The organism is Methylocystis rosea, from assembly GCF_003855495.1.
GTDB lineage: Bacteria > Pseudomonadota > Alphaproteobacteria > Rhizobiales > Beijerinckiaceae > Methylocystis > Methylocystis rosea_A.
Map to the genome: position 1 here is coordinate 2,815,086 of NZ_CP034086.1, position 15,739 is coordinate 2,830,824.

The following is a 15,739-nucleotide window of genomic DNA, read 5'->3' on the forward strand; positions in this document are numbered from 1 at the left end:
AGATCGAAGACGCCGTTCGCGTCGCGTGTGCGTCGCCGGCGGCGCTGCGGGCGCGTCTTGCGCGGCGGCCGGCTTCAAATTTCGCCCTGCCGGTTCGTCTATCGCATTTGTCGAGAGATTCAAACCCGCTGGGGCGTAGTCTGGAAAAATTGCGCGTCAGCCCTGCTGGGCGGGGGTCGTTAAGACCAGCCCGTCGAGTTCCGGCCTTACGGTGATCTGGCAGCACAGCCGCGAATTCGGCTTCACGTCAAAGGCGAAGTCGAGCATATCCTCCTCCATCTGCGACGCTTTGCCGGTTTTTTCGGCCCATTTTTCATCGACATAGACGTGGCAGGTGGCGCAAGCGCAGGCGCCGCCGCATTCCGCGGCGATCTCCGGAATATCATTGCGCCTTGCTGTCTCCATCACGGTGGAGCCAACCTCGCCCTCGACGGATCGGGCTTGACCCTGAGAATCGACGAAGGTGATCTTGACCTTTGTCGGCGCGCCGCCCCCCGGCTCCGCGCCATAGCGGGTCGCAGCATCCTCAAAGCTCATCTTCGCCATGACGCCTGTCTCTTCCTCATGCATGCGCGACTTTCGCGGCGCTCCCGACTGTGCTTGAAGCAGAAAGCCACGGGCCGCTATTCTTCCGCGCGTCGTGCGGTTGCGCCGCCAGCGCTGCCCAAATTGTCGCCGTTCAGTTAGCACCCGTCCGTTTACGGCGCTAGCCCCTCCCGACGCGCGCGACCGTAGGCCACATTCGATGCAATTCAGCGGCGACCGCCGAAAGAGACGCGCAGATGACGGACATCGCTTTAGGCTTCCGGAACGCCGATGGCGCGCTACGGTCTCAGCTGACCGGATGCCTCGATTTCATGAACGAAACGCCTTTTTTCAAGCGCTACAAGCAGGAGACTTGGGACGCGCTGCAAATATCCGGAAACAGTAAGATATTGGATGTGGCCTGCGGCGTCGGCTTCGACGTCATCGGACTCGCGCGGCGCTTCCCGCGCGCCGACGTCTTCGGTCTCGATTCGGCGCATGGCTTTCTCGGCCTGGCGCGAGAGCGGGCGCGGGGGCTTTCCAATGCGCTTTTCGTCGGCGGCGACTCCCGCAACCTCCCCTTCGGCGATCGCGTGTTCGATGGCGTTCGAATCGATCGCTCCTTGCAGCACATCAGCGCCCCCATCGAGGCGCTGCGCGAAATGGTCCGGGTGACGCGCAAGGGCGGCAGAATCGTCGTCGCCGAGCCCGATTGGGGAACATATTTCGTCTACAACGGGAAACTCGAAACCGGGGCTAAGATGGCGCGACTATGGGAGAAGTCTTTCGCCAATCCATACATCGGCCGAGAGATCGGCGTTCTGCTCCAAAAGTGCGGCGTCGAAAACATCGGCTGCAGGGGGCATGCTCTCGTCGTCAGAAGTCTCGACGCGGCGGAGATCATCTTCGACCTCACGCGGGTGACGGAGAATTGCGTGTCCGCGGGCGTCTTGACGCGAGACGAGGCGGAAGACTGGTCGAGCGCGTCTAAAGCGGCGTCCCAAAGCGGCGCGTTTCTCGCGTGCCTGAACCTCATGCTGTGGGACGGTTCGATACCGGACTGAGCGATTGCGCCCCGCCAGCGTTGCTATAGGCGGGCGCGGGCCCATTGGCCGATGCGCAGCGCGATACGCGCCGCCGCGTCGCTGAGCGCCCGCACGGCTGGCGAGCCGGTGTGTTCCGGGGCCGGCGTCTCTTCGACAAAGATCCGCGCCGCCTTCGCCCGGCCGCTGCCCGAGTCGACGAGTTGGACGGAAACTTCAATGACCGCGAGATTGCGGGCGAGGTCGATCTCGAAGCGCCGCACGTCCGTCTGCAATTTTGTTTGCGCGCCAAAGTTGGAAGAGGCTGAAAGACCGCACTGCTGCAGCGCTTCAATCAAGCGGCGCTGGAAAAGACGCGGCATCGGATCCGACCACTGCACGCCGGGAAGAATGGCCACGCTGTCATCGCCGGCGCGAACCACAATCCGATCCGAGGAGGTCGGCGCGAGCGCGGCGGGTTCAGGCACGAAGACCGCGGGGCCGCTGCGCAAAGCGACGCTTCGCAAAGCGCCCGTTTCGGTCGTCAGATCGAACGTCTCGCGCGTCGCCTGGGCGCAGGCGGAAACGAGAAATGCGACCGACACGATCGCCGTCGCCTGCGCGACCTTGCGTTGCGTCGAAGCGGACGCCTTCAGTTTCATGCCGACCCGTCGCCCCATTTCGCCCGCGCGCCCCGTCGAGCGCGTCGTTCTTCTATCCGATCCCCGCATTGGCTCAAAGCCACGCTTTGGATTGATTTAACGGCCTTGATACTCCGGCACGGACTGGGACGGCCCGAAGATGAATTGTGACGGGTTCTTCTCAACCGAACGCAGCGTGCGATCGAATGTGTCGACGGCCTTGCGACCGTCCACAGCGAGCTGTCCATATTCGCGCAGCCCCGTCGCGGCGAAACGATTGATGCGTTCCGAGGCCCCGGCGATATTGCCGGCGATCGCCTTGATCTGCTTGGGGTCAATCGCCTTGATGGTCCTTTCGCCGGCCGCAAGCAGCTGATCGAGCCGCGCCGCCGCCGGTTTAAGCGAGCGTGCGACGTCCGACGCGTCGTGGATGAAAGTCGTGATCGAAGCGGAGTTATCGGCGAAAGTCTTGCTGACCGTTGCAGCGTTTTTAAGCGTCGCGGTGATGGCCGGACCATTATCGTCTATGAGCTTGTCGAGTTTCGTGAGGACTTCGGCGGCTTTTTTCGACAGGCTCTGAACATTGACGAGCAAATTTTGGATTTCGGAGCGCTCGGCCTGAATTTGGGGATACTTCTGGCCGACTTGCGCCGTCAGAGGCGGGGCGCCGGGCGTGCCGCCGACCAGTAGGACGTCGGAAACGCCCGTAAAGCCCCGCGTCTCGAGACGCGCGCGCGTGTCGGTCTTGACCGGCGTTCTGCTGTCGATCCTGACGAGCACATCGACCTTGCTCGGATCCTGTTCGGAAATGCCAAGATGCGTGACCTCGCCGACCTTCACGCCATTGAACAGCACCGAGGACCCGCGGCTCAGCCCTGAAACCTCGGTGAAGACAATCTGGAATGTATCCTGCCGGCCAAGCTGGCTCGGACCGGAAAACCAGTAGACGAAAAGAAAGGCGGCGAAGGCGACCGCCAGCGTGAAAGCGCCGATCAGGGCGTAGTTGGCGCGGGTTTCCATTGTTCGTCCTTCTGCTCAACGCGCGCCGCAGTCAGTCTGCCGCCACGCACGCCGTGGAAATAGGCCTTCAGCCACGGGTGGTCGGATGCGAGCAAGGTTTCCAGCGGCCCTGCGGCGATGACCCGACCTTCAGCGAGCGCCGCCACCCTGTCGCAAATAGAATACAGGCTGTCGAGATCGTGCGTCACCATAAACACGGTCAGCCCGAGGGTCTGCTGCAGCGTGCCGATCAGCGCGTCGAATTCGGCGGCGCTGATCGGATCGAGTCCCGATGTCGGTTCGTCCAGGAACACAAGCTCGGGATCAAGCGCCAAGGCGCGCGCCAGGGCCGCGCGCTTCACCATGCCGCCCGACAATTCTGACGGAAATTTGTCCGCGGCGTCGGGATTGAGGCCAACAAGCTCGAGCTTCAGCAGGGCCAGCTCGTCCATCAGTCGCTGAGAGAGGTCGCGCATTTCGCGCATCGGCATCTGAATATTCTGCTTCACCGTGAGGCCCGAAAACAGCGCGCCGTTCTGAAACAGCACGCCCCAACGCTGTTCCAGCGCACGCCGCTCAAGCGGCGCGAGCGCGTCGCGATCTTGCCCAAAAACCCGAATGGAGCCGCCTCGCGTCGGCGTGAGTCCGAGAATCGCGCGGGTGAGCACCGATTTTCCCTGCCCAGATCCTCCGACGAAGCCGAGCACCTCGCCGCGGTAGACGTCGAGGCTGAGCCCTTTCATGATGGTTTTGTCGCCAAAGCCGACCACGAGATCGCGCACGCTGATAATGACGTCGCGATTCGGGCGCGGTTGAGCGGCGTGAGCCGAGGCGTTGGTCATCGCCGCGCTCAATAGTCGATCGCCGCAAAGAATACGGCGAACACCCCATCCATCACAATGACCATGAAGATTGATTTCACGACCGAGGACGTGACCTGCCGGCCGAGCGATTCAGCGGAGCCCTGCGTCGCGAGCCCGTCCATCGATGCGATGAGGCCAATCACCAGCGCCATGAAGGGCGCCTTGATGATGCCGACGAGAAACGTATGCAGCGCGATCGCCTCTTTGAGCAATGACGCGAACGCCGCGGGGCTGATCCCCCCATACCACCAGGCCACGAGCATGCCGCCAAAGAGCGCCGCCATGTCGGCGACGAAGGTCAAAATCGGCAGGGAAATCACCAGACCGAGCACGCGCGGCGCGATCAGCACCTCGAAGGGCGAAAGTCCCATCACCAGCAGCGCGTCGACCTCCTCGCGCATTTTCATCGAGCCGAGTTCGGCGGTGATCGCCGAGCCTGAACGGCCGGCGATCATGATCGAGGTGAGCAGCACGCCGAGTTCGCGCAAGACAAGAATGCCGATCAGGCTGACCGTGTAGCTGGACGCGCCGAATTTGAGCAATTGAAAGATGCCCTGTTGCGCGACGATGCCGCCGACCAGAATGTTGATCAACACGATGATCGGGACGCTGCGAAAGCCGACCAGCTCGATTTGCGCGACGAGCGACGTGAGCCTGAACCGCCGCGGATTGGCGGCCACATACATCATCGAGGAGACGAATTCGCCGAGAAAGCCGACGCCGCGGTAAAATTCGCGAAGCGCGTCCACGACGGATTCGCCAAAATCTGCAAGCAGAACGAAGATGACATTGGATCGCGGCCGCGATGGCGCAGCGAAGTCGCGGTAACGCGTTTCTTCGAGCAGGGTCGAATATTCAGGCCGCACATGTTCGAGCGTGACAGCGACGTCGCGGCGCGCGAGATCATGCCGCGCGCGATTGATCAGCCAGGCGCCGGCCGTATCGAGTTGCGAGACTTGCGAAAGATCTATCGAGACCATGCGGTCGAGGCGGGCCTCCTCGACGATTCGACGCCCCTCCTCCTCCAGGCGCTGAGAGGCGACGAGCGTCCAGTCGCCCGAAAGCGCAAGGCGCGCGCCCTCCGCCGCGGATTGGCGCGCGACTTTGGGCGGACGCTGCATCGCCGCGACGGTCATCGGGCTTCGCTCCGCGCTGGAGACAGTAATCGGCTCATTGATGGCGTCATCCTATCCGACGATTGTGGCGCGCCGCTGACGCGGGCCGGCGCGCCGCCGCTTGTAGCCGCCTCTTCCAAAGCAGCCTCTTGCAAAAACGTCATAACTTCGTGAATTGACGTCAGCAAGCGCGTCGGCGCACATCGCAAACGCCAACCACAGACGCGCGACGCGGGCGCCGGAGAGCGATTTGAAGCGAAAACTATCTGTAGCCATACAGAGTTACCCGATCGCCGGCAGCTTCGTGATTTCAAGGGGCGCCAAGACCGAAGCCGTCGTCGTGACCGCAACCTTGGTTCAAGGCGGCGGCGTCGGGCGGGGCGAATGCGTGCCCTACGCCCGTTATGGCGAAAGCGCCGAAAGCGTTGTCGCCATAATTGAAGGCGCGCGCGACGCTCTTGAAGCTGGCGCCGATCGCGCCGCCCTGCAGCGCCTGCTGCCGCCGGGGGCGGCGCGCAACGCGCTCGATTGCGCCCTCTGGGACCTTGAAGCCAAGCTTTCAGGCGTTCCAGCCCATATCTCGGCAGGTTTCGAGGCGCTCTCGCCGCTTGTGACGGCATTCACGATCTCGGTCGGCGCGCCCGATCAGATGCGCGCTGCGGCGGAAAGGGCGGCCGGTCGGCCGCTCTTGAAAATCAAACTCGCCGGCGAAGGCGACGAAGCGCGCCTCGCCGCGGTGCGCGCAGGCGCCCCCAACTCAGCCCTCATCGTCGACGCCAATGAATCATGGGCGGCGGAAACCCTTCCCCGTCAGCTCGCCGCCTGCGCCGATTACGGCGTCTCGCTTGTTGAGCAGCCTCTGCCGGCGGGCAGGGACGACATTCTCGCGACCATGCCCCGACCGGTGCCGATCTGCGCCGACGAAAGCGTGCATGACCGCGCCTCGCTCGCGCCGCTCAAGGGCCGCTACGACGCGGTCAACATCAAGCTCGACAAAACTGGCGGCCTCACCGAAGCGCTGGCGCTGGCGCGCGCGGCGCAGGAGATGGGCTTTTCCATCATGGCGGGCTGCATGGTGGGAACGTCGCTCGCGATGGCGCCGGCTGTCCTGGTGGGGCAGATCGCCTCCTTCGTCGACCTCGACGGGCCTCTGCTTCTGGCCCGCGACCGCATTCCTGGGCTGTGCTACGAAGGATCGACTCTCATGCCGCCGGCGCGGGAGCTCTGGGGATAGCCCGCGAGGTCGCCCTCTGGACTTATTGACCGGTAGCTAAGTCGTAAACTAAGTTTTAACGGATGGGGATGGGGTTCCCCCGATAACCGCCGAAAGGCTGATGACTCCTGCGAACTCGCCGCCGCGTTCTTAAGATCGTCGGCGCAGGGTAGGAGTGTCCTGTTGCTTAGAGAACCCGCACCCCGTCGTGCGCCTCGCCGCCGTTGCCGCCTGCGCCCTGGCCGCAGCGCAGCCACGGCCGCCTCGGGCATCGGCGTGATTCGGCTCGGGACACGGCGGCGATGGATGTGCTGCGGAGCCCCAATCGCGCTTTTTCTCGCCGGCTGCGCGCCCACGACGCCCGTAGAGCGCGCCCAATTTCTCGGCGCGCCGGCCATGGAGCGCACGCTGGCCAGATCCGGGCTGAACGCCGCCGCGGGCGAAACGGCCTGGCCACGCGAGAAATGGTGGCGCGCTTTCCGCAGCGCGGAGCTTGACGGCGTCATCGACAAGGCGCTGCGCGACAATCAAAGCCTCAAGAAAGCGGAAGACACTCTCCGCGGCGCGGACGCCATCGTACAGGTCGTCGGCGCGAGGCTCCTGCCGGAAGTCCAGGCGACCTTCGGCATGCGGCAATCCCGCAATCCGCTGCATGGCGTCGTAGCCTCCTACAATCCGGCGCAGGGCGGATTGCAGAAGACCATGGCCTTCATTAATCCGCTTGCGCTGACCTGGGAGCTGGACTTCTGGCAGAAAAACCGGGCTCTGCTCGACTCGGCGATCGGCGAGTCGGCGGCGCAGGAGGCCGAATTGGAGCAGGCGCGCCTGCTGCTGACCGCCTCGGTCGCGCGCGCCTATCTGCGCGGCTACGCGGCGGCGCGCCAGCTCGAGGTCGCGAGAGCTTTGACGCGTCTGCGCCGCGATTTGGTTGCGCTTGCTGAAACCCGCTATCGCACCGGACTCGACTCCTTGGACGGGGTGCAGATCGCCCGCGCCGAATTCGAAAACGCCGTCCGGCGCGAAGCGGCGGCGCAGGCGCTGGTGACGCTGCAGAAGGATGCGCTCGCTCGGCTCATGGGCGAAGGACCCGACGCCGCGCGCGACCTTTACGCCGGCCGGAACGCGCCAGCGCCGGCGTCGCCGCCGCTGCCGCGAAGCCTGCCGCTTGAACTGCTCGCGCACCGCCCCGATCTCGCCGCCGCGCTGCGCCGCGCAGAGGCGGCGGCGGCCCGGGTTCACGTCGCCAAAACGATGTTTCTTCCCTCGATCGATCTTGCGATCGCCGGCGGCTTCGAAGGCTCGGTGACCTCGACGAAGATCAGCAAACTCGCGGGCTATCTCTTCACGCCCTCGGCGATCGGCTACGCGGTCTCGCCCGGACTACGCCTGCCGCTTTTTCAGGGCGGCCGCCTCAGCGGAAATCTGGAGTTTCAGCGCGCCGATTATGATCAGGCGGTCGACTCATATAATGAGACGCTGCTGCAAGCGGCGCAGCAGGTCGCCGACGCCATCGCCAATCTCAAGCGCGCGCGCGCCGAATATGAGGCGCAGAGCCGCTACCTGCGCGCTGCGCGCGCCCAGTATGACCTTGCGCAATCGCGGCTGCGCGACGGCATGAAGGATCGCCGCGAAACCGTCGCCGAGCGCGTTGATCTTCTTGAGTCCGGCTTCGCGCAGCGCGCGCTTGAAGGCGACAGGCTGATCGCCGCCGTCGACTTGTATCAGGCGCTGGGCGGCGGCTATGCCGATGGTCCGCCGCTGGCCGCGCCGAAGCCGGCGCCCGAAACCGACCCTTTGACGCCGGCCGTCGAGACGATCCAGTCCCTTGGCGGCGGCTGAACGCGCCACGCCTTTATCAGAAGAACGCGAACCCCATCGATGGCGCTGTCCCGCAAAAGCATCCGCTTCCGCAGAGAATTTCTGCTCAAGATCGTCATTGCGGCGATACTTGTCGGCGCGCTGATCGCTTTCTCGCGATGGTATTTTTACGACCGCGACTGGGTGACCACGGACAACGCCTTCATTACCGGCAACATCATCCCGGTTCAGGCGGACGCGACGGGAGTCGTGGCCGCCGTGCTCGCTGAAGAAACCCAGCTCGTCAAGAAAGGCGACGTGCTCGTTCGCCTCGACGGCCAACGCGCAAGAGCGGCGCTCGCGCAGGCGGAGGCCGAACTCGGCCGCGCGGTTCGCGCCGTCGGCGCGCTTTACGCGCAGCGCCGCCAAGTCTGCCAGAAGGTCATTTCCCGCGCCGCGCTTCGCGACAGAACGCGCCACGATCTCGCAAGATACCGCGAGGCGACGCTGAGCGGCGCCGCTTCGCGACAGGTGCTGCAGAATACCGAGGACCAGCTCGCCGCGCTGGAAGCCGATCTGCGAGAAGCACAGGCGGAGTACCAGTCGGTCGAGGCGCGCGTCGTGGGCGTGACGCGGATGAACCATCCCGACATCGAGGCCGCCAAGGCGCGATACAATGACGCTTACGTCGAGTTCGTGCGCCAGAACATCCGGGCGCCGGCGACCGGCTATGTCGCCAAGCGCAGCGTTCAGGTCGGCAAGCGGGTGCGCCCCGGCGACGCCATTCTCAATATCGTGCCGCTCGACCATCTCTGGGTCGAAGCGAATTTGTGGGAAAACAGGATGTCTCGGGTTCGTCCCGGGCAGGCGGCGATCATCAAGGTCGATCTCTATGGATCGGAGCAGATCTACCATGGCGAAGTCGCGGGACTTGTTCCGGGCTCCGGCGCCGTCTTTGCGGCTCTGCCCCCCGATAACGCGACCGGCAACTTCATCCGAATCGTCCAGCGCGTGCCGGTGCGCATCGCTCTACGGGCGGACGAACTCGAGAAACAGCCCTTGCGTCCAGGCCTGTCGACGGTCGCCTCGATTAATGTGTCCGGCCCGCTGCAATCGCCCAATCACTCGATCGTCAAGACGACGACGAATGAATATCTGACCGACGTCTATGACAAGGATCTCGCAGATGCGAAGGCGCGCGCCGACAAGATCGTCAAAGACAACGCCATAGGCGCGTCGAACGACGGCGCCGCCTGCACAGCCGCCGAATAGGCTGTGCACGGTTAATTTAGACTCGCGCTTGCCTTTTTGAGCGAATCTATTGGCGCGACTCGGATCACGCCGTAAGATTCGGTTCGGATATTTTTTCTATGTGATGGGGAGAGCAAGCATGCCGGACGTCAGCGCGAAACCGCCGGCGGGCCAATCTTCGCCAGCGCTTTCCCTCGATCCGGCGCAGATCAAAATCTCGCAGCGACTTGAGACGCTGAAGACGACAGAGAGCGGTCTCACTGCCGCCGAAGCGGCGCGGCGGCTCGCGGAATACGGCCCAAACGCGCTAGAGGACAAGACGGAAAGCAAGTGGCGCCGTCTGCTGAACTATTTCTGGGGGCCGCTGCCATTCCTCATCGAAGCCGCGGCCGTCATCTCCGCCGTGCGGCGGGATTGGCCGGACTTCGGCGTCGTCGCCGGTCTTCTCCTCTATAACGCCGTGGTCGGATTCTGGCAGGACAACAAGGCGGCGAACGCGCTCGCGGCCCTAAAGAAAAACCTCGCGCCCCGCGCGCGCGTGATGCGCGACGACGCCTGGACGACGATTCCCGCCGCCGAACTGACGCCGGGCGATATTGTCAGCGTCGCCGCGGGCCAGATCATCCCCGCAGATCTCCTGCTCATTGAAGGCGATTATTTGAGTTGCGATCAGGCGGCGCTCACCGGCGAATCGCTGCCCGTCTCAAAGAAAATCGGCGACGACGCCTATGCGGGCGCAATCGCCAAACAAGGCGCCATGACTGGCGTGGTCACGGCGACGGGCGGCCGCACCTTCTTCGGCCGCACCGCGAAGCTGGTCGGCGCCGCCGGCGCCGTTTCGCATTCGCAACGCGCGGTGACGGAGGTCGGCGATTTTCTCCTCGTGCTTGCATTTTTTCTGGCGCTGATCCTCGTCGGCGCGCAGCTCTATCGGGAAGTCATCGCGCCGGACGACTGGAGCTGGGATCGCGTCGGCTCCATCGCCCAATATGTGCTTGTGCTGCTGATCGCATCGATCCCCGTCGCGCTGCCGGCCGTCATGTCGGTGACGATGGCGATCGGCGCCTATACGCTCTCCTTGCAAAAGGCCATTGTTTCGCGTCTGAACGCGATCGAGGAGCTTGCCGGAGTCGACGTGCTGTGCAGCGACAAAACCGGCACGCTGACGATGAACAAGCTCACGGTGCAAAGCGCCATTTCCTATGGCGCGTTCACGAGCGACGACGTGTTGCTCTTCGCTGCGCTGGCGACCCAGAAAAGCAGCGAAGACGCGATCGACCTCGCCGTAATGGCGGCGCTGCCGGCGCATGATGCGCTCGACAGTTTCAAGCAGAAGGCGTTCACGCCGTTCGATCCCGTCAGCAAACGCACTATCTCGACAGTCGCGGACGGCTCTGGCGGCGTTCGCCATTACGCCAAGGGCGCGCCGCAGGCGATATCCGCGCTCGTGCGGCCCGACTCGCAGACTCTGCAGCGCTATCAGAACGAGGTGGCGGCGCTCGCCGTCAAAGGCCAGCGCGCGCTGGGCGTCGCCATGTCGGAAGATGGCGCACGGTGGCAACTGGTTGGACTCATCTCGCTGATGGACCCACCGCGCGCCGACGCCAAGGCGACAATCGCGGAGGCGCGCGGGCTCGGCCTAGAAGTCAAGATGGTGACCGGCGATGACGTCGCCATCGGCGATGAGATCGCCGCGCAGCTCGGCATGGGTTCGCATCTTCTCGTCGCGAGCGATGTCTTCAAAGGCGACGTCAAGGCGAGCGCTCTGCCGCGCAGCGTCGTCGACGCGGTGGAGCGGGCCGACGGATTCGGCAGAGTGTTCCCCGAACACAAATATGAGATCGTCAAGGCGCTTCAGTCGGTCGGCCATATCGTCGCCATGACCGGCGACGGCGTGAACGACGCGCCTGCGCTCAAACAGGCGGATTGCGGCATCGCCGTCAGCGGCGCGACCGATGCGGCGCGAAGCGCCGCCGCATTGATCCTCACGGCGCCCGGGCTTTCGACCATCATCAACGCGATCCGCGTGTCGCGTCAGATCTTCCAGCGCATCGAGAGCTACATCTACTATCGGATCGCCATGACGCTCGACATCATGATCGTCGTCGTCGCGTCGATCGTGTTTTTCGATTTTCAACCGCTCACCGCCATCATGATCGTCGCGCTCGCGCTCCTCGACGACATCCCGATCATGACGATCGCCTACGACAATGTCCCCGTCGCGCCGCAGCCGGTGAGATGGGACATGCACCGCATCTTCATTTTCGCTTCGCTGATGGGACTGATCGCGGTCGCCGAGACTTTCGGGTTTTTGCTGATCGGCATGCGCTGGACGCTCGACGAGTCGCTGCAGACGATGATCCCGATTGATCCCGGCCAGCTCCAGACTCTGCTGTTTCTCCAGCTCGCCGTCGGCGGCCATCTGCTGCTGTTCAGCGTGCGCACCAAAAAAGCGATTTTTGCGCCGCCTTATCCCAGCGCCAGACTCTTCTGGGCGATCGCGGCGACGCAGGTCGTCGCCGTGCTGCTCTGCCTTTATGGAGTCGGCGTCGACGCCGTTCCCGGCGCGGCGATCGTCGGCGTGTGGCTTTACTGCCTGCTCTGGGTCGTCGTGGCTGAGATTGTGAAGTTTATCTACTGGCGTCTGGCGGGGCGGCGCGACAAGCACCTGACCGCCCGCCGCGCCGCTCTCGCCAGTTGAACAAGAACGACAGGTCGAAGGAGGCGGAGCACATGAAATTCGTCAAAAAGTTCCGCGTCGAGCCCGGTTCGCACGTCGATCTCGGATCGATTGATCCGGGTTTTCATGGCGACTTTGCCAATGACGCCCAGACGGCGCAGGAGTTGCAGCGCAATCTCACGCGCATCACCGAGCTGCAGCGCAAACTCTACGCCGACCGCACGCATTCTCTGCTGATCGTCTTGCAGGGCATCGACAGCGCCGGCAAGGACGGCACCTGCTGGCATGTCATCAGCGCCATGGACCCGCAGGGCGTGCAGGTGACGGGCTTCAAGCAGCCCACGCCCGAGGAACACGAGCACGATTTCCTGTGGCGCATTCACCCGCATGCGCCGCAGCGCGGCTACGTTTCGATCTTCAATCGCTCGCATTACGAAGACGTGCTCGTCGTGCGCGTACACAAGCTCGCGCCAAAGGAGGTGTGGAAGCCGCGCTATGATTTCATCAACGAATGGGAAAAGCTGCTCACGGTAGAAAACAAGACGACGATTTTGAAATTTTTTCTCTACATCTCCAAAGAAGAACAGCTCAAGCGCTTCAAGGCGCGGCTCGACGATCCGGCGAGTCAATGGAAGATAAGCGCCAGCGACTATTCCGAGCGCGAAAAATGGGACGACTACATCAAGGCCTTCGAGGCGGCGTTGTCGCGCTGCTCGACCGAACATGCGCCATGGTTCGTCATCCCAGCAAACCACAAATGGTTTCGCAATCTCGCGGTTTCCAGCATCATCGCCGATACGCTCGACGATCTTAATCTGAAGCTGCCGAAGCCCTCCGTCGACATCGACGAAATCCGCAAGCTTTATCAACAGGCAAAGAACGAAGAGGAACGGAGCAAGGCTCGGTGACGGCGTCGCCGGCTCACGCCGCCTCAATTTTTTCGGCGCTCGACGAAGCGCCGATGACATGGCGTCATTACGCCTATTGGCTCGCAGCGAGCGGCGGCGCCTTTCTGGACGGCTTCTCCGTATCCGGATTGGGCGTCGCGCTGCCGCTGCTCAAGCGCGACTTTCCTATCAGCCCGCTTTTCGTCGGCCTGATAGGATCGGCGCTGGTGCTCGGCGCGGTCGCCGGGTCCGCTCTCGGCGGCATCGGCGCGGACAAATTCGGCCGCAAGCGCGTCTTCATCGCCGACATGGCGATCATCGCGCTCGCGTGCTTTATCGGCGCGCTCGCGCCGAACGCGCGCTTCATCCTGCTCTCGCAGTTCCTGCTTGGCGTTGGCGTCGGCATCGATTTTCCGACGAGCGGCGCCTATGTGTCGGAACTCATGCCGCGCGCGACGCGCAACAGAATGACCGTCGCGACGATCGCCCTGCAATCGGTCGGCATGGCGGCGGCGGCTCTCACCGGCCTCGCTTTATTGAGGCTGCGACCGTCAACAGAAGACTGGCGGCTGCTGTTCGGCGCCAGCGGCGTGATTGCGCTGCTTTTCTTATCTGCGCGCCTATGGGCGCCGGAAAGCGTGCGCTGGCTGGTCACGAAGGGACGCATCGGCGAAGCGACGGCGCTGCTCAAGACATTGTCGATCGAGTTCGGCGAGAAGCCCGAGAACCTTGGCGCGGAAGCAGTCGCCATGGCGGCGTCGAAGCAGGTTTCCGCGCCCAGTGCGCGCGACGTCGGCTATTCAGCGCTGTTCAGCGAAGCCTTTCGCGCTCGCACGATGCTCGTCTCCCTCCCATGGATGCTGATGGACGTAGCGACCTACGGCGTCGGCCTGTTCACGCCCGTCATTCTCGGCGCCATGCATCTTGGCGCCGCCGACGCGGGCTCGATCGCCGCCGACTTCGCCGACGCGGAAGGCAGCGCCATCGTCGACGCTTTTCTCATCATCGGCTTTGTGGCGAGCCTCTGGGCGGTTCCGCGCTTTGGCCGGATCACCATGCAGGTCGCGGGATTTAGCGGCATGGGGCTCGGCATGCTGCTGTTGCTCTTCGCCGCGATGTCAGACAATGGCGCCAATGCGCATCTCGCCTTCGTCATCGGCGGCTTCATGCTGTTCAATTTCGCGATGAACGCCGGACCCAACGCCACGACGTTCACCCTGGCGCCGACGCTTTTCCCGACGACCATTCGCGCCTCGGCCAGCGGCTTCGCGGCGGCGAGCGCCAAGGTCGGCGCCACTTTCGGCACATTCGTGGTGCCGCAACTGCAGGCGGGGTGGGGACTCACGGGCGTCGTCGCCCTCATGGTCGTCGTCAGCGTCGCGGGGCTGGTGACGACGGCCGGCCTGGCGCATGCGGTCAATGAGGAGGGCGCGCTCGAGGAATAGCCCCCGCGCTATTGCAGATGCGCGACGAGCGTCCAGGCGCCGAGAAAAATGATCATGACGAGGCACAGCGCCGAGAGGACGATGAGGATCGCCTTATTGGCGACGCGCTGATCGTGTTCTCGCATTTGCCATTCTCCGACGGCCCGAGATCAGCGCGATTCATTCAGGCGGAGCGGGCGAGCCCGCGTCACGCGCCGAAAAAGATCACGCGAAGATAATTGGTGTAGTCGCCTTCCCACGCCATCATCGCCATCAGAACCAGCACCGCCAGCGGCGGCAGCAGAATGGCGACGACCAGCGCCAGCCGCTCCCACGCCATGTGCATGAAGACGGCGACGATGAGCCCGGCCTTCAGCAGCATGAACACGACGATCAGGAACCAGCGCAAATAGCCCTGAAAGTCGAAATAATCGACGAGATAGGAGCAGGCGCTCAGAACGAAGAGCAGCCCCCACACCAGTAGATAGAGCTTGATCGGATGCTGTTGGCCATGCGCCTGCGCCGCGGGCTGCGCCGCTTGCGCGACATGAACATGGCTATGGGTCGTATCGTCCGTCGTCGCCGTCATCATTTCCCCCTGTCGGAGACGTCACCACAGATAGAAGAATGCGAAGATGAAGACCCACACAAGATCCACGAAGTGCCAATATAGGCCCATGATCTCGACGATCTCATATCGGCCCTTGCGACTCGTGAAAAAGCCGCGCCGTCCGACGTCGTAATCGCCGCGCCAGACGGCGCGCGCCACGATGAGCAGGAAAATCACGCCGATCGACACGTGGAAGCCGTGAAACCCGGTGATCATGAAGAAGCTCGAGCCGAATTGCGCCGCGCCGAAGGGATTGCCCCACGGCCGCACGCCCTCGTGAATGAGCTTAGTCCATTCGAAGGCCTGCATGCCCACGAACGCGGCGCCAAAGAACGCCGTCACCAGCATCAAAATCGCGGCCTTCCTGCGCTCGCGCGCATAGGCGAAGTTGACCGCCATCGCCATGGTGCCCGAGCTCGTGATGAGATCGAACGTCATGATGGCGATGAGGATGAGCGGGATTTTCTTGCCGCCGATCTCGAGGGCGAAGATTTCGCTCGGGTGCGGCCATTCCACCGTCGTGGACATGCGCACCGTCATGTAGGAAATCAGAAAGCAGCTGAAGACGAAGGTGTCGCTGACGAGGAAGATCCACATCATCGCCTTGCCCCAGGACGCGCTCTTAAAAGAGCGCTGATCCGAGGACCAGTCAGCGACCATGCCATGCAGGCTGTTTCGCAGCGTGGACTCAGTCGTTACATGTTCAGTCGTG

Annotated in this window: 14 protein-coding genes and 1 riboswitch; of the genes, 7 read left to right on the plus strand and 7 right to left on the minus strand. The window is 63.5% G+C overall.

Going from position 1 to position 15,739, the window contains the following annotated elements:
- Positions 1 to 156: 156 nt before the first annotated feature.
- Positions 157 to 546 carry a 2Fe-2S iron-sulfur cluster-binding protein gene (locus EHO51_RS13585; protein WP_210330768.1) on the minus strand — a complete coding sequence of 130 codons (390 nt, stop codon included), beginning with the start codon at positions 544 to 546 and terminating at the stop codon, positions 157 to 159.
- 236 nt (positions 547 to 782) lie between these two features.
- Here EHO51_RS13585 and EHO51_RS13590 point away from each other — a divergent pair, with 236 nt between their 5' ends.
- A complete protein-coding gene (locus EHO51_RS13590; protein ID WP_164479402.1) occupies positions 783 to 1,589 on the plus strand; it encodes a methyltransferase domain-containing protein in 807 nt (268 codons plus the stop codon).
- 23 nt (positions 1,590 to 1,612) lie between these two features.
- Here EHO51_RS13590 and EHO51_RS13595 read toward each other — a convergent pair whose 3' ends face one another.
- From EHO51_RS13595 to EHO51_RS13610, 4 genes are all read right to left on the minus strand, one after another.
- Positions 1,613 to 2,209 (minus strand): ABC-type transport auxiliary lipoprotein family protein, encoded by a 597-nt coding sequence (locus tag EHO51_RS13595; protein ID WP_124739333.1) that lies wholly within the window; start codon positions 2,207 to 2,209, stop codon positions 1,613 to 1,615.
- A gap of 96 nt (positions 2,210 to 2,305) precedes the next feature.
- Complete coding sequence (locus tag EHO51_RS13600) at positions 2,306 to 3,208, minus strand: MlaD family protein (protein ID WP_124739334.1); 903 nt, start codon at positions 3,206 to 3,208, stop codon at positions 2,306 to 2,308.
- Positions 3,181 to 4,029: an ABC transporter ATP-binding protein gene (locus EHO51_RS13605; RefSeq protein WP_124739335.1), complete on the minus strand. Its 849-nt coding sequence runs from the start codon at positions 4,027 to 4,029 to the stop codon at positions 3,181 to 3,183. The genes EHO51_RS13600 and EHO51_RS13605 overlap by 28 nt, the downstream gene beginning before the upstream one ends.
- 8 nt (positions 4,030 to 4,037) lie before the next feature.
- Positions 4,038 to 5,186 (minus strand): ABC transporter permease, encoded by a 1,149-nt coding sequence (locus EHO51_RS13610; RefSeq protein ID WP_245434603.1) that lies wholly within the window; start codon positions 5,184 to 5,186, stop codon positions 4,038 to 4,040.
- A gap of 229 nt (positions 5,187 to 5,415) precedes the next feature.
- Between EHO51_RS13610 and dgcA the strand changes: the two genes are divergently transcribed.
- The 6 genes from dgcA (at position 5,416) to EHO51_RS13640 (ending at position 14,438) form a co-directional block, all read left to right on the plus strand.
- The gene (gene dgcA / locus EHO51_RS13615) at positions 5,416 to 6,399 is read left to right on the plus strand and encodes an N-acetyl-D-Glu racemase DgcA (protein WP_124739336.1); all 984 of its coding nucleotides are present in this window, start codon (positions 5,416 to 5,418) and stop codon (positions 6,397 to 6,399) included.
- Positions 6,400 to 6,454: 55 nt separating this feature from the next.
- Positions 6,455 to 6,516, plus strand: a riboswitch (Fluoride riboswitch).
- A 168-nt stretch (positions 6,517 to 6,684) separates the two neighbouring features.
- Positions 6,685 to 8,217, plus strand: coding sequence for an efflux transporter outer membrane subunit (locus tag EHO51_RS13620; protein ID WP_124739337.1), 1,533 nt, complete (start codon positions 6,685 to 6,687; stop codon positions 8,215 to 8,217).
- A 39-nt stretch (positions 8,218 to 8,256) separates the two neighbouring features.
- The gene (locus tag EHO51_RS13625) at positions 8,257 to 9,447 is read left to right on the plus strand and encodes an HlyD family efflux transporter periplasmic adaptor subunit (protein ID WP_124739338.1); all 1,191 of its coding nucleotides are present in this window, start codon (positions 8,257 to 8,259) and stop codon (positions 9,445 to 9,447) included.
- Between the two features lie 118 nt (positions 9,448 to 9,565).
- The gene (locus tag EHO51_RS13630; protein WP_124739339.1) at positions 9,566 to 12,127 is read left to right on the plus strand and encodes a plasma-membrane proton-efflux P-type ATPase; all 2,562 of its coding nucleotides are present in this window, start codon (positions 9,566 to 9,568) and stop codon (positions 12,125 to 12,127) included.
- Between the two features lie 32 nt (positions 12,128 to 12,159).
- On the plus strand, positions 12,160 to 13,014 hold the full coding sequence (locus EHO51_RS13635) for a polyphosphate kinase 2 family protein (RefSeq protein WP_124739340.1): 855 nt from the start codon (positions 12,160 to 12,162) through the stop codon (positions 13,012 to 13,014).
- The gene (locus tag EHO51_RS13640) at positions 13,011 to 14,438 is read left to right on the plus strand and encodes an MFS transporter (RefSeq protein WP_124739341.1); all 1,428 of its coding nucleotides are present in this window, start codon (positions 13,011 to 13,013) and stop codon (positions 14,436 to 14,438) included. Before EHO51_RS13635 ends, EHO51_RS13640 begins: the two co-directional genes overlap by 4 nt.
- Before the next feature lie 187 nt (positions 14,439 to 14,625).
- Here the strand turns inward: EHO51_RS13640 and EHO51_RS13645 are convergent, their stop codons facing one another.
- A complete protein-coding gene (locus EHO51_RS13645; protein ID WP_029651145.1) occupies positions 14,626 to 15,009 on the minus strand; it encodes a cytochrome C oxidase subunit IV family protein in 384 nt (127 codons plus the stop codon).
- 18 nt (positions 15,010 to 15,027) lie between these two features.
- Positions 15,028 to 15,687, minus strand: coding sequence for a heme-copper oxidase subunit III family protein (locus EHO51_RS13650; RefSeq protein WP_018406230.1), 660 nt, complete (start codon positions 15,685 to 15,687; stop codon positions 15,028 to 15,030).
- Positions 15,688 to 15,739: the final 52 nt, after the last annotated feature.

Excerpts from the sequence above, each read along its gene's own strand:
- EHO51_RS13585 (WP_210330768.1), bottom strand. The coding sequence starts at position 546 with ATGGCGAAGATGAGCTTTGAGGATGCTGCGACCCGCTATGGCGCGGAG.
- EHO51_RS13590 (WP_164479402.1), top strand. The coding sequence starts at position 783 with ATGACGGACATCGCTTTAGGCTTCCGGAACGCCGATGGCGCGCTACGG.
- EHO51_RS13595 (WP_124739333.1), bottom strand. The coding sequence starts at position 2,209 with ATGAAACTGAAGGCGTCCGCTTCGACGCAACGCAAGGTCGCGCAGGCG.
- EHO51_RS13600 (WP_124739334.1), bottom strand. The coding sequence starts at position 3,208 with ATGGAAACCCGCGCCAACTACGCCCTGATCGGCGCTTTCACGCTGGCG.
- EHO51_RS13605 (WP_124739335.1), bottom strand. The coding sequence starts at position 4,029 with ATGACCAACGCCTCGGCTCACGCCGCTCAACCGCGCCCGAATCGCGAC.
- EHO51_RS13610 (WP_245434603.1), bottom strand. The coding sequence starts at position 5,186 with ATGACCGTCGCGGCGATGCAGCGTCCGCCCAAAGTCGCGCGCCAATCC.
- EHO51_RS13620 (WP_124739337.1), top strand. The coding sequence starts at position 6,685 with ATGTGCTGCGGAGCCCCAATCGCGCTTTTTCTCGCCGGCTGCGCGCCC.
- EHO51_RS13625 (WP_124739338.1), top strand. The coding sequence starts at position 8,257 with ATGGCGCTGTCCCGCAAAAGCATCCGCTTCCGCAGAGAATTTCTGCTC.
- EHO51_RS13630 (WP_124739339.1), top strand. The coding sequence starts at position 9,566 with ATGCCGGACGTCAGCGCGAAACCGCCGGCGGGCCAATCTTCGCCAGCG.
- EHO51_RS13635 (WP_124739340.1), top strand. The coding sequence starts at position 12,160 with ATGAAATTCGTCAAAAAGTTCCGCGTCGAGCCCGGTTCGCACGTCGAT.
- EHO51_RS13645 (WP_029651145.1), bottom strand. The coding sequence starts at position 15,009 with ATGATGACGGCGACGACGGACGATACGACCCATAGCCATGTTCATGTC.
- EHO51_RS13650 (WP_018406230.1), bottom strand. The coding sequence starts at position 15,687 with ATGGTCGCTGACTGGTCCTCGGATCAGCGCTCTTTTAAGAGCGCGTCC.